Genomic DNA, 22,477 nt, shown 5'->3' with positions numbered 1-22,477 from the left:
CCCCGGCCCGTCCGCGCGATCCGGAGCAGCCGGAGTCGCGACGGGCGCGGGTCAGCCGCCGTGCGTGAAGCGGCCCGCCAGGAGGGTCGCGGCGACCGGCATGGATCGGAGGGCTCCTGCATCGGCGGCGAGTGGATCGCGGTCGACCACCACCAGATCGGCGGGATCGCCGGCCGCGGGCGTGAGCCGGCGCACCCGGGTCGAGGCGACGATCGCCTCCTCGACGCTCACCCGCTGCTCCGGATGCCAGGGCTCGTCGCCCGGCAGCGCCCGCGCGACCGCGGCCGAGATCGCGACCCACGGGTCGAGCGGAGCGACCGGAGCGTCCGAGCCGAGCACCACGCGGGCCCCGGAGTCGAGCAGCGAGCGCAGCGGGAACGCCCGGCCGGTCCGTCCCGGCCAGTACCGCTCCGCCACCTCGCGGTCGTCGAGCGCGTGCGCGGGCTGCACTCCGGCCTCCACGCCGAGCGCGGCGAACCGCGGAAGGTCGGTCTCCGCGAGCAGCTGAGCGTGCTCGATCCGGCCCCCGCCGACCCGGCCGAGCGCGTCCAGAGCCAGCGTCGCCGCGGCGTCTCCGATCGCGTGCACGGTGGAGCGGATGCCCCCGGCGGCCGCGCGGGCGAGCAGCTCGTCCAGCTCGGCGGGCTCCACGGTGAGGACGCCGTAGCCGTCGTGGTCGGCGTACGGGTGGGCGCAGTAGGCGGTCCTCGTGTTGAGGGAGCCGTCGATCAGGACCTTCAGCGGGCCCATCCGCAGCAGCCCGTCACCGCCGTCGAGCTCGTCGCCCGTGCGCAGTCCCTCCGCGAGGGCGCGGTCGAGGTGGTCGCGGTAGACGCCGGTGTCGACGCGGAGGGAGCGGGTTCCGCCGTCGACGCGACGGGGCCAGTCCCCCGCGTTCCAGCGCATCTCGAGGTCGACGACGCCGACCACCCCGCGGGCCGCAGCCCGCCGGGCCGCCGCGTCGGCGAGCGCGTCGAGCTCGTCGTCGCCGAGGGCTCCGAGTGCGGTGACGAGCTCGAAGCAGGCGTCCTCGCGCAGCAGCTCGGGCTCGGGAGCGACGGCGTAGCGCCGGTACGCGGCGGAGTTCAGCCAGGCGCAGTGCAGGTCGCCGCTGATCAGCACGACGGGCCGTTCCGGAGAGACCTCGTCCAGGAGCGCGGTCGTGGGCGGCTCCGGCCAGAGGCCGTCGCGGAAGCCGAAGCCGATCAGCGTGCCGGTACCGGGCTCCTCCGCCAGGCGACGTCGGACCGCGTCCGCCGTTCCGCGGGCCGAGTCGGCTGACGAGACGTCCAGGCGCGGTGCCGTCATCGCCCACTGGGAGAAGTGGACGTGCTCGTCCCAGAGGCCGGGGAGCACCCAGCGCCCGTCGAGGTCGCGCACCTCGTCGCCCGGGGCGGCGGCGGCGTCCGGTCCGACCGCTTCCACGCGGCCGTCGCGCAGGAGCACGGCACCGGGTCGGGACGAGCCGAGGAGGCGGGCGCCCCGGAGCAGGAGACCGCCGGTCATCGGGCGGCCTCGCGGAGCGCGGGGCGGACGGCTCGGCGGGTGCGCGACCGGGCCGACCGCTCTCCACCCGCGCTCACGACTGGCACACCGGGCACCAGTAGAGCTTGCGCGCGCCGATCTCCTCGAGCAGCACGTTCGTGCCGCAGACGCGGCAGGGCAGGCCCTCGCGCTTGTAGACGTAGTTGCGCTCGGCGCGGCTGCGGACGGCTTTCGAGCGCTCGGTCTTCGTCAGGCCGCGGCGCGTGATCATCATCCCGGTCCGGATGCCGTCCTCGAGCAGGTCCGCCCAGTCCCGCCACAGCTCCTGTGCGAGCTCCAGCGGCACCTGCTTGCCGGGAGTGTGCGGGTCGAGGCCGGCGCGGTAGAGCAGCTCCGCGCGGTAGATGTTGCCGATGCCACTGACCACGGACTGGTCCATCAGCACCAGCCCGACCGGCGTCGCCGTCCTGCGGAGCCGGTTCACGAAGCGGTCGCGCGCCTCGTCGGAGTCGTCGTCGGCCGGATCCGGACCGAGGCGGGCGAGGAGGGCCTCCACCTGGGCGGGATCCATCACCTCGCAGGCGGTGGGGCCGCGCAGGTCGGCGACCGTCTCCTCCGTCATGATGCGCACGCGCACCGCGCCCACGGGCGGCGGCGGGAACTCGTCGAGATCGGAGTCGGTCTCGTGCTCCGTCTCGGAGAGGCGCACGGCGCGGCGGCGCCGGGGAGCGCCGATGCTGCTGCCCGCCTTGCCGTCCGGGAACAGCGGCGAGACGTGCCCGAGGAAGTCCCACGCACCGTAGAGGCCGAGGTGGACGTGCAGCGTCAGGTCGCCCTCGAAGCGCAGCAGCAGGTGCTTGCCGACGGCCGTGGACTCGAGGACCTCGCGCCCGTCGAGGAGCGCGGCTCCTTCGGTGAAGCGACCCTGGGGGCTGCTGGTCGCGACGCGGTGCCCGACGACGTCGCGCTCGAACTGCAGGGCGATCCGGTGGACGGAGTGCCCCTCGGGCACTCAGCGCTCCTTCGCGGCGGAGTCGACGACCCGGCCGGCGATGTCGCCGGTGGCCTCGTACTCGGCGAGCTGCGCGATGCGGCGCACGTGCCGCTCCTCGAAGGTGAAGGGCTCGGCGACGAACGCGTCGATGAAGCCGGTGGCCTCCTCGACGGAGTGCTGGCGGGCCCCGATCGAGATGACGTTCGCGTCGTTGTGCTGGCGGGCCAGCACGGCGGTGCTCAGATTCCACACGAGCGCCGCGCGCACGCCCGCGACCTTGTTCGCCGCGATCTGCTCGCCGTTGCCCGAGCCGCCGAAGACGACGCCGAGAGCCTCGACCCCCGCCTCCTGATCGCGGACGACCGCGGCGGCGGCGTTGATGCAGAAGGACGGGTAGTCGTCCAGCGGGTCGTAGGACGTGGGGCCGTGGTCGATCACGTCATGACCGGCGGCGCCGAGGTGCTCGATCAGGTGACGGCTGAAGTCCAGCCCTGCGTGGTCCGTGGCGATGTGGATGCGCACGAGAGAACTCCTCCGGAAGAGCCGTCTGGGGCCCGCGGTGCCCGGGCCGGGAGCCAGAGTACCGCGGGTCGGCTCAGTCGAACTGCGGGTCGCGGGTCCGCGAGCGCTTGAGCTCGAAGAAGCCGTCGAAGGAGGCGGCGGCGACGATGCCGTCCCAGAGGGTCAGCGCCTGCTCGCCCCTCGGGATCGGAGAGATGACGGGGCCGAAGAAGGCGACGTCCCCGATCGCGATGACCGGGGTGCCGACGTCCTGGCCGACCCGCTCGATCCCGTCGAAGTGGGAGGCGCGCATCGGCTCGTCGTGCTCGTCCGAGTCGGCGTGGGCGGCGAGCTCCGCAGGCAGGCCGAGCTCGGCGAGCGACTCGGCGATCACCGCGTCGACGTCGGTGCGCCCCCCCGGGTGGATCCGGGTGCCGAGCGCGTCGTAGAGCGGCTTGACGTGCTCGCGGCCCTCGCGCTCGGCGACGGCGGCGACCAGGCGGGTGTATCGCAGCGCGCGCGGGAGGAAGGCGCGGTACGAGTCGTCCACGTCCTTGTCCTCGTTGAGGACGGCGAGGCTCATGATGTGCCACTGCACGTCGAGGTCGCGCGCCGGCGTCACCTCGTCCACGAATCGCGAGGTCATCCAGGCCCACGGGCAGGAGGGGTCGAACCAGAAGTCCACAGAGGTCATGGGGACACGCTACGCCGCTCGCCGGGGCCGCGTCCGCGCTCCCCGGCGGCTCCGCAGGATCGGCGCCACGGGGCTCCACGGCGGGTCCCGGCAGCTCTAGGGTGGATCGGCGGCGCCCGCACCCCGGCGCCCGCGGCAGCGCCCGAGACGAACGGATGGAGCACCCCCGTGCCAGGAGACAACCTCACCCGGAACGAGGCGCAGGAGCGCGCCTCGCTGATCCAGGTCCACGACTACGACATCGCCCTCGACCTGACCCGGGGAGCCGAGACCTTCCTCAGCACCACCACGGTGCGCTTCTCCGCCACCGAGGGCGCCTCGAGCTTCATCGACGCCGTCACGGGCACGGTCCACTCCGTCACCCTCAACGGCGCGGAGCTCGACCCCGCCGACGTCGCCGACGGCGTCCGGATCCGCCTCGACTCCCTGGCTGCGGACAACGAGCTCACCGTCGTCGCCGACATGCTCTACACCAACACGGGCGAGGGCCTGCACCGCTTCGTCGACCCCGTCGACGGCGAGGTGTACCTGTACTCGCAGTTCGAGGTGCCCGACTCCCGCCGCGTCTTCGCGGTGTTCGAGCAGCCGGACCTCAAGGCCGAGTTCCGCTTCACCGTCACCGCACCCGCGCAGTGGCAGGTCGTGTCGAACCAGCCCACTCCCGAGCCGGTCCCGGCGGGCGAGGGGATCGCGACCTGGAGCTTCGAGCCCACCCCGCGCATCTCCTCCTACATCACGGCACTCGTCGCCGGACCCTACGTAGTCGAGACCGACTCGCTCGTCTCCTCCGACGGCCGCACCATCCCGCTGGGGGTCTTCGCCCGGGCCTCGCTCGCGCCCTTCCTCGACGCCGACTACGTGTTCGAGAAGACGAAGCAGGGCTTCGCCTTCTACGAGGAGAAGTTCGGCGTCCCGTACCCGTTCGCGAAGTACGACCAGCTGTTCGTCCCCGAGTTCAACGCCGGTGCGATGGAGAACGCGGGAGCGGTGACCTTCACCGAGACCTACGTGTTCCGCTCCAAGGTGACGGACGCGATCAAGGAGCGCCGGGTCGTCACGATCCTCCACGAGCTCGCCCACATGTGGTTCGGCGACCTGGTCACGATGAAGTGGTGGAACGACCTCTGGCTCAACGAGTCGTTCGCCGAGTACGCCTCCACCCTCGCCACCGCGGAGGCGACGGAGTGGACCGAGGCGTGGACCACCTTCGCCGCGATGGAGAAGAGCTGGGCCTACCGCCAGGACCAGCTGCCCTCGACCCACCCGATCGTCGCGACCATCAACGACCTCGAGGACGTCCAGGTCAACTTCGACGGCATCACCTACGCCAAGGGCGCCTCGGTGCTCAAGCAGCTCGTCGCGTGGGTCGGCGAGAAGGAGTTCCTCGCCGGCGTCCACGAGTACTTCGTCAAGCACGCCTTCTCGAACACGGAGCTGCGCGACCTGCTGGTCGAGCTGGAGGCCACCAGCGGGCGCGACCTCACCGAGTGGTCGGCGCAGTGGCTCGAGACGGCCGGCGTGAACACGCTCCGCCCCGAGATCGCGGTCGACGAGAGCGGAGCGATCGCGTCCTTCGCGATCCTGCAGACCGCGGTCGAGGAGTACCCGACGATCCGCCCGCACCGCCTGGCGATCGGCCTGTACGACTTCGAGGGCGAGCGCCTCGTCCGCGTCGACCGCCTCGAGCTGGACGTCGACGGGGAGCGCACCGAGGTGCCCGAGCTGATCGGCCGCACCCGTCCGGCGCTCGTGCTGCTCAACGACGACGACCTCGCCTACGCGAAGGTCCGCCTCGACGACGCCTCGCTCGCCGTGGCCGTCGAGCACCTCGCGAGCATCGACAGCCCCCTGGCCCGCTCGCTGGTCTGGGGCTCGGTCTGGGACTCGACCCGCGACGCCGAGTCGGCGCCGCGCGACTTCGTCCGCCTCGTCCTGGGCAACGTCGCGACCGAGACCGAGTCCACGACCCTGCGGACGGTGCTCAACCAGCTCGTCGCCACCGCCACCCAGTACGTCGCTCCGGAGTACCGGGCCGAGGTCGTCGAGGAGGCGGGCGATCAGCTGTGGACGCTCGCGCAGAGCGCCGAGCCGGGCAGCGACGCGCAGTTCCAGTTCGTGAAGTTCTTCGCCGCGATCGCGTCCACCCCGGCGCACCTCGAGGCCGTGCAGGCGCTGCTCGACGGCTCCACCGCCCTCGACGGCCTCGACATCGACACCGACCTCGGCTGGGAGCTGCTGATCGCTCTCGTCGCCGGCGGGCGGGCCGGTGCGGACGACATCGACGCGGCGCTCGCCTCGGACAACACGGCGACCGGCCAGCAGTCGGCCGCGCACGCCCGTGCCGCGCAGCCGACCGCGGAGGCGAAGCGCGCGGCGTGGGACTCCGTCACGGCCGACGACTCGGCACCGAACACGATCGTCCGCTCGACGGGCCTGGGCTTCCAGCGCGCCGCCGACCCGCGCCTGCTCGACGCGATGGTCCCGGTCTACTTCGACGCCCTCCGCTCCCTCTGGGAGTCGAAGAGCTACAAGATCGCCGAGTACCTGGTCGTCGGCTTCTACCCGGCCGCCACGCCCTCGCAGGAGATCGTCGACGCCACCCGCGCCTGGCTCGACGCGAACCCGGAGGTCCCGGCGCTGCGCCGACTCGTGATCGAGAACCTGGCCGGCGTGGAGCGTGCGCTCCGCGCCCAGGAGCGCGACACCCGGGGCTGACAGTGAGCCGCCCGGTCCCCCGGCGCTCGGCGCTGCGGGACCGGGCGGCTCTCCCCGCTCCCGGCGCCTAGCGCTGCGGGACCGAGCGGCGCTCCGGCCCGTCGTAGGCGGACAGCGGCCGGATGAGCGCGTTCGAGCCCCGCTGCTCGATCACGTGGGCCGTCCAGCCCACCACCCGCGCGGCGACGAACAGCGGAGTGAAGATCCCGGTGTCGAAGCCCATCAGCCGGTAGGCGGGGCCGGACGGGTAGTCGAGGTTCGGCAGGATCCCCGTCCGCTCGGCCATCGCCGCGGCCAGGGCGTCGTACAGCTCCATCATCTCGCCGGCCCCCTCGTGCTCGGCGAGCCGCCGGAGAGCGGCGTCCATGGTCGGCACCCGCGAGTCGCCCGACTTGTAGACCCGGTGGCCGAACCCCATGACCTTCCGGCGCTGCCCGAGCGCCTCGGCGAGCCACTCGCGGGACCGCCGGTCCGCCTCCGGTCCGGTGCCGACCTCGTCGAGCACGTGCAGCACGGCCTCGTTCGCCCCGCCGTGGAGCGGTCCCTTGAGCGCTCCCACGGCGGCGGTCACGGCGGAGTGGACGTCCGACAGCGTCGACGTCACGACGCGGGCCGTGAAGGTCGAGGCGTTGAAGGAGTGCTCGGCGTAGAGCACCAGCGAGACGCGGAACGCGTCGACGACGACCGGCTCCGGCACCTCGCCGAAGGTCGTCCAGAGGAAGTTCTCGGAGTAGTCGAGGTCGTCGCGCGGATCGATCGGCTCGAGGCCGCGCAGGCGGCGCTGAGCGTAGGCGACGATCGCCGGCAGTGCCGCCCAGAGCCGCACGGAGCGCTCCAGCACGGCCTCGGCAGCGTCGGCGTCGGCGTCGGCGTCCGGATCCTCCTCGAGCGCGCCCAGGACGCTCACCGCCGTTCGCACCACGTCCATCGGGTGCGCCGACAGCGGCAGCAGGTCGATCACGGTGCGCACCTCGGGGGCCAGGGCGCGGTGGGCCCGCTCCACGGCGGCCAGCCCGGCCGCCTCCTCCGCAGTGGGGAGCTCGCCGTGCCAGAGCAGCCAGGCCACGTCCTCGAACGAGGTCCCCGCCGCGAGCTCCTGCACGGGGTAGCCGCGGTAGAGCAGCGAGTTCGACGCCGGGTCGACCTTCGAGACGGCCGTCGTGTCGACGACGACCCCCACGAGTCCCTTGCGGATGTCCTGATCAGTCGTGCTCATCCTTCGCTCCTTCGCGAGAGGCGGGCGGCGGCGCCGGGGAGCGCCGCCGGTTCGTGCGGGTCGGCGCGCTCAGGCGCCGTAGTGGTCGGCGAGCGAGAAGTCGAAGACGCCCTCGTCGAAGCGGCTGTACGAGGCGTAGTCGAGGAGCTCGTAGAGCTCGGCGCGCGTCTGCATGCCCGGGACCTCCGAGCGGAGCGAGCCCTCCGCCTTGAGGGCGTCGAGTGCCCGCATCGCGGCGCCCATCGCGATCCGGAGCAGCGAGACCGGGTGGATCACGACGTTCACGCCGACGTCGGCGAGCTGCTGCGCGGTGAACAGCTCGCTCTTGCCGAACTCGGTCATGTTGGCGAGGATCGGCACGTCGATCGCGGCGCGCACGGCCTCGAACTCGGACAGGTCGCGCATCGCCTCGGGGAACACCGCGTCGGCTCCGGCGTCGACGAGGCGCTTGGCGCGGTCGATCGCGGCCGGCAGGCCGTCGAGGGCGCGGATGTCGGTGCGGGCCATGATCACCAGGTCGGAGTCGCGGCGCGCGTCGACGGCGGCCGCGATCCTGCGCACCGAGGTCGCCTCGTCGACGACCGCCTTGCCGTCGAGGTGCCCGCACCGCTTGGGGTTCACCTGGTCCTCGATGTGCAGCCCCGCGACTCCGGCGTCCTCGAGCATCTGCACCGTCCGCGCGACGTTCAGCGGCTCACCGAAGCCGGTGTCCGCGTCGACGAGGACCGGCAGGTCGGTCAGGCGCGCGATCTGCTGCGAGCGGCCGGCCACCTCGCTGAGCGTGGTGAGCCCGATGTCCGGCAGCCCCAGCTCGGCCGAGAGCACGGCGCCCGAGACGTAGATCCCGTCGAAGCCCTTCGCCTCGATGAGGCGCGCGGAGAGCGGAGTGAACGCGCCGGGCAGCTGCAGCAGCTCGCCCGAGGCGAGGCGCTCGCGGAAGAGGCGGCGCTTCTCGGCGGGAGTCCGGGTGGAGTGGAGCATCGGGCGTCCTTCCCAGGGCGGTGTCCGGGTCCGAGCGGACCCGCCTCGAATCTATACGCGCTCGGGGCTCGTGCACCCGTCTCGGAGAGAGGCGTCCCGTAGCCTGGAGCGGTCATGCTGCTTCTTCAGACCTCCACGCCGGACCCTGTCGCCGCCACCGTCTCCTTCTTCGAGTCCGAGCCCTTCTGGAAGGTGGTCGCGATCCTCGGGATCGTGCTGGGCGCGCTGCTGGTGCGCGTCATCGCCCACTTCGTGATCGGCCGCGTCGTCGATCAGATCGTGTCGGGAGTGAAGCGCCGCCAGCGCGTCGAGGACACCCAGTCGATCGCCGCGTCGCCGCTCGCGGCCGTGCGGGTGGTGCAGCGCACGCGCACGCTCGGGTCGATCCTCAACAACCTGAGCTCGATCCTGATCGTCGTCATCGCCCTGGTCATGATCGTGACGACGATCGACAAGGACCTCATCGGCTCCTTCGCCCTGCTGACGGCCGCCCTCGGCGCGGGCCTCGGCTTCGGCGCGCAGAACATCGTCAAGGACGTCCTCAACGGGCTGTTCATGGTCGCGGAGGACCAGCTCGGTGTCGGCGACGTCGTCGACACCGGGCAGGCGACGGGCGTGGTCGAGTCGGTCGGCGTCCGGGTGACGCAGATCCGCGACGTCAACGGCACCCTCTGGTTCGTCCGCAACGGCGAGATCGTCCGGGTCGGGAACATGTCGCAGGGCTGGTCGCGCGTCATCGTCGACCTGGCCGTGCCCTACGAGACGGACCTCGAGCAGGTGCAGTCCACGGTCCTCGCGACAGCGAACGAGCTGGCGGCGAGCAGTCGCTGGCGGGCCCGGATCATCGACAAGCCCGAGCTCTGGGGCCTGGAGTCCATCGCCGACGACGCCCTGGTCATCCGGGTCGTGGTCAAGACCCGCACCACCGCCAAGGACGACGTCGCCCGCGAGCTGCGCCTGCGCCTGAAGAAGTCGCTCGACGCGCTCGACGTGAAGCTCCCCTCGCTGGCCACCGTCGTCCTCGAGGGCTTCGAGGGGGCGACGAGCGTCGGAGGCGCCAAGCCGCCGCGGACCACGCCCTCCCCCACGATCAGCACCGAGCACGGCAAGCCCGTGCGACTCCCCCGCGCGCTGCGGCGCGGGAGCGGGACGCCGCCCCAGGACGGCGGCGGCACCTCCGGCCCGACGGGAGCGCGCTCGTGAGCGGCCTGCAGATCGGCGGCACGCCTCCGCTGCGCAGCTTCTGGGAGCACATCGGCGGCCGGCCGACGTTCGAGCGCCTGGTCCGCCGCTTCTACGAGGGCGTCCGCGAGGACGAGGTCCTCTGGCCGATGTACCCCGAGCACGACCTCGAGGGCGCGATCCAGCGGCTGACCGGCTTCCTCGAGCAGTACTGGGGCGGCCCGGGCACCTACAGCGAGGAGCGCGGCCACCCGCGCCTGCGGATGCGGCACCAGCCGTTCCGGATCAACCCCGAGGCCCGCGACCACTGGCTCCAGCACATGCGGACGGCCGTCGACGATCTCGAGCTCGCTCCGGCCGACGACGCCCTGCTCTGGGACTACCTGGAGCGCGCCGCCCACGCGATGGTGAACACCTTCGAGGAGTAGCCGCTCAGCCCGGGGTGCGGACCAGCACGTGTCCGCGCCGTGAGGTGAGGCGGCGCCAGGCGCCGCTCTCGAGCAGGGCGACCGGGTCGTCGGCGCCGAGGAACCCGAGCGCGAAGAGGGCGAACGCCGCTCCCGCCGGGACGTCCTCGAGGCCGTCGAGCGGGCGGCCCCAGACGCTCGACCGCACGCGGCCGACGATCTGCTCGCCCGTCTCGGAGCCGACGGCCGCCGCGATCTCGTCGATCCCCTCGCGCGCGACGCGCTCCAGGAAGCCCGGGTCCACGGGCTCGCGCCGGGTCCAGCCGCCGCGGGGCGGGGAGACGCCCGCCCAGGGTCCCGCCGTCGCGTCGTCGCCGTCGGGCAGCACGACCGGCTTGCCGTCCGCTCCGCCCGGCTCCCACTGCAGGCGGGCGAGGCGGTCCGACAGCGCACGGATCGGCACGACCCGGTCGAAACCGGCGGGCTCGTCGAGCGCGAAGACGCGCAGGCCCAGCACGGTCGCGGAGCGGTCGAGCAGACCGCGGGGCTGGAGGATCGCGGTGTAGGCGGCCAGCACGTGGTCGTCGGCGAGGAGCCGGACCGCACCGTCCTCGACCCGGGCCGAACGGCCGAGGAAGACGCGCAGATCCGACAGGCTGGGCGGATCCGCCAGGGAGAAGGACGAACTCATCGCGTCGATAAACTTACCCGAGGCCGCTCGCCCCACCGCCCGACACCCCGGAGGTACCGTGCCCGATCCCCTGTCCTCGTTCCTCACCGCGCTCGACCTGACGGACACCGGCGCCCGCACCAGCGAGGACATCTCGACGGGTCCCTCGCAGTGGATGCCCGAGGGGCGGGTCTTCGGCGGCCAGGTCCTCGCGCAGTCGCTCATCGCGGCCGGTCGCACCGTCGAGGGGCGCTCCGTGCACTCGATGCACGGGTACTTCCTCCGCCCCGGGGACGTCTCCCTGCCGATCACGTTCTCGGTCGACCGGATCCACGACGGCCGCTCCTTCTGCACCCGTCGGACGCAGGCCTACCAGAACGGACGCCCCATCCTGTCGATGATCGCCTCGTTCCAGACCGAGGACGAGGGCCTCGATCACCAGGCGCCGATGCCGGAGGGGATCCCCGACCCGGAGTCGCTGCCGAGCACCGCTGAGATCCTCGCGGGGGTCGACCACCCGGTCGGCAGCTTCTGGGCCACGCAGCGCCCCTTCGACGTGCGGCACGTCGAGCAGCCGGTGTACCTCCGGGCCGACCCCGAGCGGGTCGCGCACCAGAGCGTGTGGATGCGCTCGCTCGGACCGCTGCCGGACGATCCGATGCTGCACCGCGCCGCCCTCGCCTACGCGAGCGACTACACGATCCTCGAATCCACGCTCCGCCGGCACGGTGCGGCGTGGACGTCGCCGGGCCTGCGGATCGCGAGCCTCGACCACGCGATGTGGTGGCACCGCCCCGCGCGCGTGGACCAGTGGCTCCTCTACGTGCAGGAGGCGCCGAGCGCGTCCGGCGGACGCGGGCTCTCGCTCGGGCGCATCTACACGCAGGAGGGCGTGCTCGTGGCGAGCGTCGCCCAGGAGGGCATGGTCCGCGTCCCCCTGGGCTGAGCTCAGCCCCGCTTCGAGAAGGTGATGGGCTCCTCGACGTAGGGGCCCCACGCCTCGCGGAGCTCCTCCGGGATGCGCTGGGGCCTGCCCGTCGCGGCCGTGACCAGCACCAGAGTGGTGGCCGCCTTCGTGAAGAGCACCCGCGGGACGACGCCGGCGGGCGAGTAGAGCTCGTAGCAGACCTCGAGGCTCGCCCCGCCGATCCGCCCGATCCACAGCTCCACGTCGATCGGCGCGCGCATGTACGGGATCGGCGCGAGGTACTCGATCTCCTGCCGGGCGATGAGGCTGATCGACTCGGCGCCCGGCCGTGCGTCGAGCACCGCCGTCGCCATCCCGCCGGGCTGCGGCGAGTCCGGCTTCCAGAACGCCTGGATGCGCGCCTCCTCGAGCAGGCGCAGCATCTCGGCGTTGTTCACGTGCGCGTAGGCGTCGAAGTCCGACCAGCGCAGCGGGATGGCGACGTGCAGGCGCATCAGTCGCGGGTGAGCTTGCGGTACGCGGAGCGGTGCGGCTTCGCCGCGTCCGGGCCGAGGCGCTCGATCTTGTTCTCCTCGTACGCCTCGAAGTTGCCCTCGAACCAGTACCAGTTGGCAGGGTCCTCCTCGGTGCCCTCGTAGGCGAGGATGTGGGTCGCGATCCGGTCGAGGAACCACCGGTCGTGAGTGATGACCACGGCGCAGCCGGGGAACTCGAGGAGCGCGTTCTCGAGGCTGCCCAGGGTCTCGACGTCGAGGTCGTTGGTGGGCTCGTCGAGCAGGAGCAGGTTGCCGCCCTGCTTGAGCGTCAGCGCGAGGTTGAGGCGGTTCCGCTCGCCGCCGGAGAGGACGCCGGCCTTCTTCTGCTGGTCCGGGCCCTTGAAGCCGAACTGCGAGACGTAGGCGCGGGAGGGGATCTCGGTCTTCCCGACGGTGATGTAGTCGTGCCCGTCGGAGACCACCTCCCACAGGTTCTTCTGCGGGTCGATGCCGCCGCGGCTCTGGTCGACGTAGGAGATGTCGACCGTCTCGCCGATCTTCAGGTCGCCCGAGTCGAGCGGCTCGAAGCCCACGATCGTCTTGAAGAGCGTGGTCTTGCCGACGCCGTTCGGGCCGATGACGCCGACGATGCCGTTGCGGGGCAGCGTGAAGCTGAGGTCGTCGATGAGGACGCGCTCGCCGAACTGCTTGTGCAGCTTCTTCGCGTCGATGACCTGGGAGCCCAGACGGGGGCCCACCGGGATGACGATCTCCTCGAAGTCGAGCACGCGCGTCTTCTCGGCCTCGGCCGCCATCTCCTCGTAGCGCGCCAGGCGCGCCTTCGACTTGGCCTGACGGCCCTTGGCGTTGCTGCGCACCCAGTCGAGCTCGGTGGTGAGCCGCTTGGCGAGCTTGGCGTCCTTCTTGCCCTGGACCTCCAGGCGGGCGCTCTTCTTCTCGAGGTACGTCGAGTAGTTGCCCTCGTAGGGGTAGAGGTGGCCGCGGTCGACCTCGGCGATCCACTCCGCGACGTTGTCGAGGAAGTACCGGTCGTGGGTGACGGCGAGCACGGCGCCGGGGTACTTCGAGAGGAACTGCTCGAGCCAGAGCACGCTCTCGGCGTCGAGGTGGTTGGTGGGCTCGTCGAGGAGCAGCAGGTCGGGCTTCTGCAGGAGGAGCTTGGTGAGCGCCACGCGGCGCTTCTCGCCACCCGAGAGGTTGGTGACGAGGGAGTCCCCCGGCGGGGTGCGCAGCGCGTCCATCGCCTGCTCCAGCTGCGAGTCCAGGTCCCAGGCGTCGGCGGCGTCGATCGCCTCCTGCAGGGTCCCCATCTCGGCGAGGAGACTGTCGAAGTCGGCGTCCGGGTCGGCCATCGCGAGGGAGATCTCGTTGAAGCGGTCGATCTTGCCCTTGATCTCGCCCACGCCCTCCTGGACGTTCTCGAGTACCGTCTTGGTCTCGTCGAGCTCGGGCTCCTGCATCAGGATGCCGACGGTGTAGCCCGGGCTGAGCCGAGCCTCGCCGTTGCTCGGCGTGTCCAGCCCCGCCATGATCTTCAGGATCGTCGACTTGCCGGCGCCGTTGGGCCCGACCACGCCGATCTTCGCTCCCGGCAGGAACGACATGGTGACGTCGTCCAGGATCAGCTTGTCGCCGACCGCCTTCCGCGCGCGCACCATCGAGTAGATGTATTCAGCCATGCCCAGTCCTCAAGTCCGTCGGTCTGCGCGGAGTCGGGTCGCCCGCCGGTCCCCTGCTCCGCGCGGAGGCGCTGACGGAGGCTCGGACCGGGGCGGGACGCCGGGCCCCGGCCGACGCGGAGCGCAGGCCGCGGGACCGTCCGCACCAGTCGAGGATAACGGGAACTCGCCGGTCCGCGTCGGAGGGAGCGCCTGAACGCGAACCGCCCTCCGCTCCGGCCGGGCCGGTGGGGAGGGCGGATCGCGTCAGCGGACGACGGTGCGGATCAGCTGCAGGGCGTCAGGCGCTCCACCGCCTCGGACAGCGTGTCCGTGCTGCCGAGCAGGATCACCTGCGTCGCCTTGGACGCGGTGATGTCGGCGAGGACCGCCCGGGGCACGCAGGTGGGCTGGACCGCGAAGAGCGGGCTCCTGGTGTAGCCCGCCGCCGTGGCTCCGGCCAGGGCGTCGGGGAACTTCTCACCGGTCGCGAGGTAGACGGTCGTCGCCGAGGTGAAGGCCGCCTTGTTCAGCTTCTCCGAGGTGTCGTACCGGTCGGTCCCGCCGATGCGGGTGATCACCGGGCCCGTGACCGAGCGCTCGATGCCGGCGCTGACCGAGAGCGTCGAGCCCGCGATCGTCAAGCTACTGACCTTGAGGCCGCTGATGATCTGCTGGGTGAGGGGGTCCACCGTGGAGCCGGTTCCGTTGGTCAGCACCACCGGAGCGCGATTCGCGCCGGCTGCGGCGCTGGCGCTCAGGGCGTCGGGGAACTTCTCGCCCGTGGCCAGCCAGGCCATCGAGGAGCCGCCCCTGAAGGCGTCCTGGAGGATCAGCTTCGAGGTGTCGTAGCGGTCGACTCCGCCGATGCGTGTGGTCTTCCCCTTCGGCGCATACCCGGCCAGGTCGTTGTAGACCTGGCTGCCGACGCTGAGCTCGGAGCCGACGACGACGATCTTCGCGGGCTTGAGACGCGTCAGCTCGGTGCGGACGACCTGGCTCATCGAGTCGCGGTCGACCAGGAGCAGCGGCCCGCCCGCCTTGGCCGCGGCGGGTCCGGCGCTGAGCGCGTCCGGGAAGTTCTGCCCGGTGGCGACGTAGACGACGGGGACGTTCGCCGGGAAGGTGCGCTTGGACACCTCGACCGCGGTGCCCTGACGGTCGGTGCCCGAGATACGCGAGACGGCCGGCGAGCCGGCGGGCGGGGCGGTCGGCGTTGCGGTCGGCGTGGGCGTGACCGGAGGAGTGGTCGGGGTCGGCGTGACCGGCGGGGTGGTCGCGGTGGCCGTCGGGGACGGCGTGACCGGCGGGGTGGTGGCTCCGCTTCCCGTCACACGGACCGCGGCGTCCGACGTGATGGTCGCTCCGCGGGGCTGCTCCACCCTGCCGTTGCTGATGCCGGTGACCTGGAGCAGGCTGCTCACGCGGTCCTTGTAGGCGTCGTAGGCGCTGGACGGGATCGTCACGGTGACCTTGGACTGATCGTTGTCCGCGACCACCTGGGCGGGGATCCGCTCGGTCCTGCTGGGACCGACGTAGGCGGCGAGCCCCTGGAGGTCGTAGAAGCCGTCCCGGTTGGACTCGAGGACGACGGTGTCGCCACCCTTGACGTCCAGAGCCGTGTCGACCTTCTCGTACGCGAAGTACGCGGCGCTCCGCTGGAGCGTCTGTGCGCTGCTGCTGAGGTCGACCCCGCCGACACCGCCGGCGCCGGAGGCTCCGGCGACGGAGAGGGTGGCCGACGTGGTCAGCTCGAAGCCGCTGTCGACCGGCTGGCCGATCGGACTCTGGTTCTCCTCCAGCGGTTGCTTCTGCGCCGTGATCTGGAGGGCGACAGTCCCACCGCCGAACGAGGAGAGAGGCTGCTTCAGGTCGATGCGGAAGGTGCGATCCCCGGCGTCGAGGTCCACCGCCCCTGTGAGGGCGTAGTCGCCGATCACCCAGTTGTACGTCGTGAACGCTGGGTACCTCCCCGTCGGCCGGGCGGAGTCGGACAGCGTGACGTTGAGCCCGGTGACGTCTCCCGCGACGGGAGCGGTCTGAGCGGCCGAGAACGTCTCGGTGGTCGACCAGTTGTAGGGGGTGACCTTCGTCAGCAGACGCTTCTCCGCGGCGGCGGCCGCTCCGGCTCCTGTCGTCACTCCGAGGACGACGGCTGCCGTGCTCGCGACCGCGATGGCGGTGCGCCTCCACCTCGCTCGCGTCGTCGTCTGCGGTCGGGATGTGGTCATGGCGAGTTCCCCCTCGTCGTGGTCCTCGTGCCGAGCACTCCCGTCGGCACGTCCGTCGCGGTGCCCGCGCTGGGGCACACGTGTCGGTCCGGGCAGCCTAACCGTGCGGAGCGGCGTCCCGGGGAGGGGAGGGCGCCGCCGACCACCGGGATCGCCGACCTGTCCGCTCGCACGAGGCGGTGCTCACGCTCGGATCCGTACCGGTCGGAGTGGTCCTGCAGGAGCGACGGGCGAACACCGGGCTCTCTCGGACTCGACGGGCGAGGGGCCTTGTCGAGGATCCTTTCGTCCTTTCCGACCCCGACCGGGGCTCATGGCGGAGCGGTTCCCGGTCGAAGCGAGCGCGTCAGCCCTGGATCGGGACGGTCCGGCCGACCAGGCAGGCGCCGGTCGCGATCGGAGCCGCGATCACCGCCCGCACCCCGCCGCTCTTCGGGCCGTACTGGCCGATGAGGCACGACTCCCCGAGCTTGACGGAGACCTGCACCGAGTCCGCGTCGAGTCCGACCGAGGTCTCGTCCGCTGTCAGCTGCATCGACTCGCGGGAGAACCCCGCCGCGACGAGCGCGTCGACCACGCTGGAGCCGCTCACCTCCGGATCGGGCTCGGCCGCCGCGCGAAGGGTCTGCTCGAACACGGGGAGGTTCTGCTCCGTCGTCCCGCCCGGCACGAAGGCGACGGGTGCGGCGGACTCCGCCGGTGCCGGCGCCTCGGCCGCGGAGGAGGACACCACGGGGTCCGGCGCCGACGGCGACGTGCAACCGGAGAGGCAGACGGCGAGACCGCCGAGCACGAGCGCGATGCGGGCCGCTCGGTTCCGTGTCACGCCCGGCTCCTCCCGACCGGGACGGCTCTCGCTCCGGTCCCCCGGATCAGAACGGGGTCTCCCCGGATCCTACCGAGAGACCGGGAGCGCCTCCGCCGACGCCCGCCGCCACCGGCGGCTCGGGCACGGCATCACCGCGGTCTTGGCCCGACGCGCCCCTGTCCCCCGCCGCGGCGCCCTCGCGCGGCGCCTCCTCGCTCCACGCGGGCTCGGCGGCGGGGGCGGGAGCAGAGGCGCGCCCGACGGTCTTCGTGAAGCTGCTGGTCCCCCAGGCGAGGTCGTGCCCGATGCCCTCGGCCGTGAGGACCACATCGGTACCGGCCTTGCCTCCCGCCTCCCAGGCCCTCACCCCGAGCCGCCCGGTGACCAGGATCCGGTCGCCGCGCGACAGGGAGGACAGCGCGTTGCCGGCCAGGCCGTTGAACGCGGTGACGGTGTACCAGTTGGTCGAGACGTCGACCCAGCGCTGCTCCGAGCGGTCGTAGCGCCGCTGCGTCGAGGCGAGCCGGAAGCTGGTCATCGCGGTGCCGCTGGAGGTGTCGATGCTCCGGGGCTCGGTGCCGATGGTCCCGATGACGGTCAGGGTGTCGGTCATGGTCGTGTCCTCTCTACTCCTGCCCCGCCACGGCTGCGACGGGCACGGCGCCCGGGCGGAGGGGGCTGGTACCACTCGGGCGCCGCAGGGCCAGTGTCGCGACGAAGGGCCCGCCTCCGAGGTGGAGGCGGGCCCTTCTGGGGAGAGGACGAGCGGATCGTCCCATGTGGAGGAGCGTTACGATGCGATGATGTACCTCGAGTAGGACTTGCGGATCTTGTTCACCTTGGGCAGTGCGACCGCCATGCAGTAGCCCTGGCCCGGGTTCTTCGCGAAGAAGTCCTGGTGGTAGTCCTCGGCGGGGTAGTAGACGCCCAGCGGCGAGATCTCGGTGACGATCGGGCCGTCCCACCACTCGGACGCACGGTCGCGCGCGGTCTCGAACAGCTCCTTCTCCTCGTCGGAGGAGTAGAACATCGCCGAGCGGTACTGCGTGCCGACGTCGTTGCCCTGGCGGTTCAGCTGTCGCGGGTCGTGCAGGGTGAAGAAGACGTCGAGGACGACCTGCTCGGGGATGACCTCGGGGTCGAAGGTGACGGCGACGGCCTCGGCGTGGCCGGTGCGCCCGGAGCAGACGTCCTCGTAGTCGGGCTCGGTCGTGCGGCCGCCGGTGTAGCCGGAGACGACGTCGGTCACGCCGTCGAGGACGCGGTAGACGGCGTCCAGACACCAGAAGCATCCTCCGGCGAGTACGAATGTGCGCATTGCGTGTGACTCACTTCCTGTCGCGTCGACGCGTCCGGGGTGCCGGAGGCGTCAGTCGGTCCAACACGCTCACCGCCCCCTGCATTCCGCGGATCCGCCCCCTGCAATAGAGTCGCGGCGTGAGCTACGACGCCGCCCCCGCCCGCTACGACCGCATGGACTACCGACGCACCGGACGGAGCGGCCTGCTGCTGCCCGCCCTGTCGCTGGGCCTCTGGCACAACTTCGGATCCGACCGCTCCCTCGACACGCAGCGCGCGATCCTCCGCCGCGCGTTCGACCTGGGCGTCACCCACTTCGACCTCGCGAACAACTACGGACCGCCCTACGGCGCCGCCGAGACGGCCTTCGGCCGCATCCTCGCGGAGGACCTCCGCCCGTACCGAGACGAGATCGTCATCTCGTCCAAGGCCGGATACGACATGTGGCCCGGCCCGTACGGGGACGGCGGCTCGCGCAAGTACCTGCTCTCCTCGCTCGATCAGAGCGTGCAGCGGATCGGCGTCGACTACGTGGACGTCTTCTACTCGCACCGGCCGGACCCGGAGACTCCGATCGAGGAGACCATGGGCGCTCTCGTCTCGGCGGTGGAGTCGGGCAAGGCGCTCTACGCCGGCATCTCGAACTACTCGCCCGAGCAGACCCGGGCCGCGCAGGCGGCACTGGCGGGCAGCGGAGTGCCGCTCCTCCTGCACCAGCCCCGCTACTCGCTCTTCGACCGCGGACCCGAGGACGGCCTCTTCCCCGTGCTCGACGAGCTCGGCACCGGCTGCATCGTCTTCTCGCCGCTGGCGCAGGGGCTCCTGACGGACCGCTACCTCGACGGCACCGTGCCGGAGGGGTCCCGCGCGGCGACGTCGCGCTTCCTCTCCTCCGACCGGATCGACGAGGCGTACCTGACACGCGCCCGCGGCCTGAACGCGATCGCGCAGCAGCGCGGCCAGTCGCTGGCCCAGCTCGCCCTGAGCTGGGTGCTCCGGGTGCCCACCGTCACGAGCGCCATCATCGGCGCGTCGAGCGTCGCGCAGCTCGAGCAGAACGTCGCCGCGCTGGACGCCGGCCCCCTCTCGCAGGAGGAGATCGACGCGATCGAGGAGTTCGCGGTGCACGGGACGACCCTGCGCTGACGCCCCGGCGGGGATGTCGGTGGTCGGCCGTAGTCTGCGACAGCACTCGGCCGGTGGGTGCTCCGAGACTCGAGCAGGAGGAACCGATGTCCCTGTCCACGCTGCACGCCACCCGCACCCCGCCGACGCTCACCCGGGTCAACGCCCGGCTGTGGCGCGTGAGCACCGGCTCGGGTGCCGTCGTCGGCCACATCGAGCTGGTCGAGGATCCGCTCGGCGAGCGGTACCGCGCCCGGCTGCTGCGGGCGGGCATGCCCGCCGGCGCCGAGTTCGGCGAGTTCTGGAGCGTCGACGACGCGATCGAGGTCTTCCGCGTCGCCTGACGCGCCGATCCGCCCGGTCGGCGGCGTGCCGAACGGGCGGCGGCGACCGCCCCGGATAGCGTTCGCCCCATGCAGTGGTGGAACGAGTTCATGTCCTGGATCCGCACGAGCGACGGGCACCAGGCGGTCTTCACGGCCGCTGTGGTCCTGCTGGCCGTGGTGGTCGGAGCGATCGTGATCGGCTCCGTCTTCCGGGCCTCCATCGCGCGCCTCATCCGTCAGCAGGATCACGAGCGGAAGAACGCGGTCATCGCGACGCTCGTCGACGCCGCGGTCGACGCCTCGGCCTGGAACGTCCTCAGCAGCCCGGAGCGCGTCCTCAGCGACCGCGCGTCCGCGCAGGCCGAGACGCACCTGCGCCTCCTGCCCGTCAAGGGCTCCGGAGTCGCGGCCAACTGGGCCGCTCACGAGCTCGCCGAGCTGAAGCACACGTCGAGCACCGGCGGCTACCAGACGCAGGCGAGCGTGGGCGAGTTCCGCGACCGCCTCGTGCAGTGGCGGGACAAGCCCGGGCGCGCCCGGAAGGCCTTCCTCGCCGACCTCGAGCGCTGGCGCTTCTCGGAGACGGGTCGAGACCGCTCCGCCGAGTCCGCTCCGTCGTCCGATCGGGCCGCGAGCACCGCCGAGGCCGCTCCCCAGCGCACCGCTCCCCCGGCCGCCGCACCGACCGCCGTCGCACCGGTCGTCGTCGGCGCGGGCTCCGCCTCCGGCTCTGCAGCCCCGCAGACGCCCACGATCGTCCTTCCCGCGTCGGCCGGGGACGCCTCGCAGGAGGAGACCCGCCGCCTGCTCGCCGACGTCGACCGCCTGGAGGTGCCGTCGCGCGAGCGTCCCGTGGAGGAGCTGCCGCCCGTCGACCCGCAGCGCTCGGCTCCTGCCGCCGAGCCGCAGCCGGACGCGGAGCACGACGCGACGCCGTCGGTTCCGGCCGACGGAGACCGCGACGACGTGCCGGCCGACGACGAGGCGGTCGTCCGGGCGGACGAGGCCCGGTTCGAGCGGTCCGCCTCGGACGACGACCGAGGCCAGGACCGCAGCTCGGTCTGAGTGCTCCCGACCACGAGAAGAAGGCCCCGATCGCGAGTGCGATCGGGGCCTTCTCCGTGGTGCGGGCGGTGCGTGTACTGACTAGCTGTGTGCATCACGTGCACGGGCGACTCGGCCGACCAGTACGGCGAGGGGCGCCGCGACGATCGTCCACGCGACGGCGATTCCACCGAGGATGGCGAGGATCAGCATTGTCGTACCTCCGTTCGTTACGTCGTTGTAATTCCGGACACCCCAAGACTAGGTGCCTGAATGACACTCAAACGACTTCGGGTGGGAAACACGCCGGTGTTGCCTCCGATTTGCCGGTGTGTTACTGGTGGAGCGACCGCGAGTCCTCGTCCGAGGGTCACCGGAGCGGAGGAAAACCCCGTGGGTGCCGGGCGTCACTCCTCGGAGGAGCGCAGCGCCGCCCGAGGAGAGGCCGCGACGCGGTCGAAGGACGGGCGCGAGGCGTCGACGCTGATCCGCACGCCACCGGGACAAGACTAGGGACGGCGACCGGCGCGCTCCCGATCCGATGGTGCCCCCGGCAGGAATCGAACCTGCGACCAAGAGATTAGAAGGCTCCTGCTCTATCCGCTGAGCTACGGGGGCGGACTCCGACCACGATACCGAAGCGCAGAGGCCGCGCCCGCCGGGGCCTAGGCGCCCCGGACGAGTCCCAGCACTCCCACGACCAGGGAGACCACGGCGAGGGCGAGCGACACGCCGATGAGCACCGTGTGCACGCGGAGGAAGGTCGTCGCGCGGCCGTCCGCGTCGCGCGCCCGCGGGTCCTTGCGGACGCGGCGGAGGAAGGGCGGCCAGACGATCGCGTTCCACACGGCGTTGACGATCAGGAGGCAGCAGGCGAGCGTGATCACGAGGGTCCAGTGTAGGAGGAGCGGGACGGCCGGACCGGGTGTCGGCGGCCGCCGATAGACTGCCCCGCATGAGTAGCGCCCCCGACCGTCTTGTCTGGATCGACTGCGAGATGACGGGGCTCGACCTCTCCGTCGACGAGCTCGTCGAGATCGCCGTCGTCGTCACCGACTTCGAGCTGAACCCGCTCGACGAGGGGCTCTCCCTCGTCATCCGGCCCGACGCGACCGCGCTCGAGAACATGGGCGATTTCGTCCGGTCGATGCACGAGACCTCCGGCCTGCTGGTCGAGATCCCCTCCGGCGTCAGCGTCGCGGAGGCCGAGTACGAGGTGCTGGAGTACGTGCTGAAGCACGTCCCGGCCGAGCAGCAGGCCCCCCTCGCCGGCAACTCGATCGGCACCGACCGCGCCTTCCTCGCGAAGTTCATGCCGCGCCTCGACGGCCACCTGCACTACCGCAACGTCGATGTCAGCACGATCAAGGAGCTGGCACGGCGCTGGTTCCCGCGCATCTACTTCAACGCGCCCAAGAAGCACGGCGGACACCGCGCTCTCGCCGACATCCTCGAGAGCATCCGCGAGCTGCAGTACTACCGCCGTGCCGTGTTCGTGGAGCAGCCGGGGCCGAGCACCGCCGAGGTGCAGGCCGTGTCGGCCGCCGTCGTGGACGAGTTCGCCTCGCGGATGTAGTACTCTCGTACAGTTGCTTCGGCGGGTCACCCCGCCGGAACACGCTCCTGGTGGGTATAGCTCAGTTGGCAGAGCGCCTGGTTGTGGTCTAGGAGGTCGCGGGTTCGAGCCCCGTTACTCACCCCAGTGGCTGTGCATGC

22 protein-coding genes and 2 tRNA genes are annotated in these 22,477 nt (G+C 71.8%); 9 read left to right on the top strand and 15 right to left on the bottom strand.

Annotation, left to right across the window (positions count from 1 at the left end):
- Positions 1-51: 51 nt before the first annotated feature.
- From C5D09_RS08675 to C5D09_RS08660, 4 genes are all read right to left on the bottom strand, one after another.
- Positions 52-1,506: an amidohydrolase gene (locus C5D09_RS08675; protein ID WP_104269097.1), complete on the bottom strand. Its 1,455-nt coding sequence runs from the start codon at positions 1,504-1,506 to the stop codon at positions 52-54.
- A 73-nt stretch (positions 1,507-1,579) separates the two neighbouring features.
- Complete coding sequence (locus tag C5D09_RS08670) at positions 1,580-2,497, bottom strand: Fpg/Nei family DNA glycosylase (RefSeq protein WP_104262810.1); 918 nt, start codon at positions 2,495-2,497, stop codon at positions 1,580-1,582.
- Positions 2,498-3,001 (bottom strand): ribose-5-phosphate isomerase, encoded by a 504-nt coding sequence (locus tag C5D09_RS08665; protein WP_104223700.1) that lies wholly within the window; start codon positions 2,999-3,001, stop codon positions 2,498-2,500.
- A gap of 73 nt (positions 3,002-3,074) precedes the next feature.
- The gene (locus C5D09_RS08660) at positions 3,075-3,674 is read right to left on the bottom strand and encodes a DsbA family protein (RefSeq protein ID WP_104232533.1); all 600 of its coding nucleotides are present in this window, start codon (positions 3,672-3,674) and stop codon (positions 3,075-3,077) included.
- 168 nt (positions 3,675-3,842) lie between these two features.
- Here C5D09_RS08660 and pepN point away from each other — a divergent pair, with 168 nt between their 5' ends.
- Positions 3,843-6,389, top strand: a complete 2,547-nt coding sequence (pepN, locus tag C5D09_RS08655) for an aminopeptidase N (RefSeq protein ID WP_104269096.1) — start codon at positions 3,843-3,845, stop codon at positions 6,387-6,389.
- Positions 6,390-6,456: 67 nt separating this feature from the next.
- Here the strand turns inward: pepN and C5D09_RS08650 are convergent, their stop codons facing one another.
- Both C5D09_RS08650 and prpB read right to left on the bottom strand, forming a co-directional pair.
- Positions 6,457-7,605, bottom strand: coding sequence for a bifunctional 2-methylcitrate synthase/citrate synthase (locus C5D09_RS08650; RefSeq protein WP_104269095.1), 1,149 nt, complete (start codon positions 7,603-7,605; stop codon positions 6,457-6,459).
- A gap of 69 nt (positions 7,606-7,674) precedes the next feature.
- Positions 7,675-8,586 carry a methylisocitrate lyase gene (prpB, locus tag C5D09_RS08645; protein WP_104223704.1) on the bottom strand — a complete coding sequence of 304 codons (912 nt, stop codon included), beginning with the start codon at positions 8,584-8,586 and terminating at the stop codon, positions 7,675-7,677.
- Positions 8,587-8,700: 114 nt separating this feature from the next.
- Between prpB and C5D09_RS08640 the strand changes: the two genes are divergently transcribed.
- Positions 8,701-9,789 carry a mechanosensitive ion channel family protein gene (locus C5D09_RS08640; protein WP_104223705.1) on the top strand — a complete coding sequence of 363 codons (1,089 nt, stop codon included), beginning with the start codon at positions 8,701-8,703 and terminating at the stop codon, positions 9,787-9,789.
- Positions 9,786-10,196 carry a globin gene (locus C5D09_RS08635; RefSeq protein ID WP_279630823.1) on the top strand — a complete coding sequence of 137 codons (411 nt, stop codon included), beginning with the start codon at positions 9,786-9,788 and terminating at the stop codon, positions 10,194-10,196. The genes C5D09_RS08640 and C5D09_RS08635 overlap by 4 nt, the downstream gene beginning before the upstream one ends.
- A gap of 4 nt (positions 10,197-10,200) precedes the next feature.
- On the opposite strand, the gene C5D09_RS08630 is transcribed toward C5D09_RS08635, so the two are convergent.
- Positions 10,201-10,866, bottom strand: coding sequence for a hypothetical protein (locus tag C5D09_RS08630; protein ID WP_104223706.1), 666 nt, complete (start codon positions 10,864-10,866; stop codon positions 10,201-10,203).
- 58 nt (positions 10,867-10,924) lie between these two features.
- Here C5D09_RS08630 and C5D09_RS08625 point away from each other — a divergent pair, with 58 nt between their 5' ends.
- Positions 10,925-11,791 carry an acyl-CoA thioesterase II gene (locus C5D09_RS08625; RefSeq protein ID WP_258062278.1) on the top strand — a complete coding sequence of 289 codons (867 nt, stop codon included), beginning with the start codon at positions 10,925-10,927 and terminating at the stop codon, positions 11,789-11,791.
- 2 nt (positions 11,792-11,793) lie between these two features.
- Here the strand turns inward: C5D09_RS08625 and C5D09_RS08620 are convergent, their stop codons facing one another.
- The 6 genes from C5D09_RS08620 to msrA all read right to left on the bottom strand — a co-directional run bounded on the left by C5D09_RS08620 (position 11,794) and on the right by msrA (position 18,285).
- Positions 11,794-12,267: a thioesterase family protein gene (locus C5D09_RS08620; protein WP_104223707.1), complete on the bottom strand. Its 474-nt coding sequence runs from the start codon at positions 12,265-12,267 to the stop codon at positions 11,794-11,796.
- The gene (gene ettA / locus C5D09_RS08615) at positions 12,267-13,949 is read right to left on the bottom strand and encodes an energy-dependent translational throttle protein EttA (RefSeq protein WP_104223708.1); all 1,683 of its coding nucleotides are present in this window, start codon (positions 13,947-13,949) and stop codon (positions 12,267-12,269) included. The genes C5D09_RS08620 and ettA overlap by 1 nt, the downstream gene beginning before the upstream one ends.
- A gap of 266 nt (positions 13,950-14,215) precedes the next feature.
- Entirely contained in the window at positions 14,216-16,159 is a 1,944-nt protein-coding gene (locus C5D09_RS08610; protein WP_104269094.1) for a cell wall-binding repeat-containing protein, read from the bottom strand.
- A gap of 346 nt (positions 16,160-16,505) precedes the next feature.
- The gene (locus C5D09_RS08605; protein ID WP_104223710.1) at positions 16,506-16,985 is read right to left on the bottom strand and encodes a DUF6993 domain-containing protein; all 480 of its coding nucleotides are present in this window, start codon (positions 16,983-16,985) and stop codon (positions 16,506-16,508) included.
- Positions 16,986-17,031: 46 nt separating this feature from the next.
- The gene (locus tag C5D09_RS08600) at positions 17,032-17,580 is read right to left on the bottom strand and encodes a single-stranded DNA-binding protein (RefSeq protein WP_104269093.1); all 549 of its coding nucleotides are present in this window, start codon (positions 17,578-17,580) and stop codon (positions 17,032-17,034) included.
- 177 nt (positions 17,581-17,757) lie between these two features.
- Positions 17,758-18,285, bottom strand: coding sequence for a peptide-methionine (S)-S-oxide reductase MsrA (gene msrA, locus C5D09_RS08595; protein ID WP_104262818.1), 528 nt, complete (start codon positions 18,283-18,285; stop codon positions 17,758-17,760).
- Between the two features lie 119 nt (positions 18,286-18,404).
- On the opposite strand from msrA, the gene C5D09_RS08590 reads away from it, so the two are divergent.
- The 3 genes from C5D09_RS08590 to C5D09_RS08580 all read left to right on the top strand — a co-directional run bounded on the left by C5D09_RS08590 (position 18,405) and on the right by C5D09_RS08580 (position 20,782).
- Complete coding sequence (locus C5D09_RS08590; RefSeq protein WP_104269092.1) at positions 18,405-19,412, top strand: aldo/keto reductase; 1,008 nt, start codon at positions 18,405-18,407, stop codon at positions 19,410-19,412.
- Between the two features lie 86 nt (positions 19,413-19,498).
- Positions 19,499-19,735, top strand: coding sequence for a hypothetical protein (locus C5D09_RS08585; RefSeq protein ID WP_104269091.1), 237 nt, complete (start codon positions 19,499-19,501; stop codon positions 19,733-19,735).
- Between the two features lie 69 nt (positions 19,736-19,804).
- On the top strand, positions 19,805-20,782 hold the full coding sequence (locus C5D09_RS08580; protein WP_104269090.1) for a hypothetical protein: 978 nt from the start codon (positions 19,805-19,807) through the stop codon (positions 20,780-20,782).
- 521 nt (positions 20,783-21,303) lie between these two features.
- Here C5D09_RS08580 and C5D09_RS08575 read toward each other — a convergent pair.
- Together C5D09_RS08575 and C5D09_RS08570 are read right to left on the bottom strand one after the other, a co-directional pair.
- Positions 21,304-21,379 (bottom strand) — tRNA-Arg (locus C5D09_RS08575).
- Positions 21,380-21,426: 47 nt separating this feature from the next.
- Positions 21,427-21,648 carry an SCO4848 family membrane protein gene (locus C5D09_RS08570; protein ID WP_104223717.1) on the bottom strand — a complete coding sequence of 74 codons (222 nt, stop codon included), beginning with the start codon at positions 21,646-21,648 and terminating at the stop codon, positions 21,427-21,429.
- Between the two features lie 68 nt (positions 21,649-21,716).
- Between C5D09_RS08570 and orn the strand changes: the two genes are divergently transcribed.
- Positions 21,717-22,337, top strand: coding sequence for an oligoribonuclease (gene orn / locus C5D09_RS08565; RefSeq protein WP_104223718.1), 621 nt, complete (start codon positions 21,717-21,719; stop codon positions 22,335-22,337).
- A 50-nt stretch (positions 22,338-22,387) separates the two neighbouring features.
- A tRNA-His gene (locus tag C5D09_RS08560) sits at positions 22,388-22,463 on the top strand.
- Positions 22,464-22,477 lie beyond the last annotated feature (14 nt).

Source organism: Rathayibacter sp. AY1C9 (assembly GCF_002932315.1).
In the GTDB taxonomy this organism is placed as follows: domain Bacteria; phylum Actinomycetota; class Actinomycetes; order Actinomycetales; family Microbacteriaceae; genus Rathayibacter.
The sequence above is the reverse complement of the archived record's forward strand: the minus strand, read 5'-3'. Positions and strand labels throughout refer to the sequence as shown.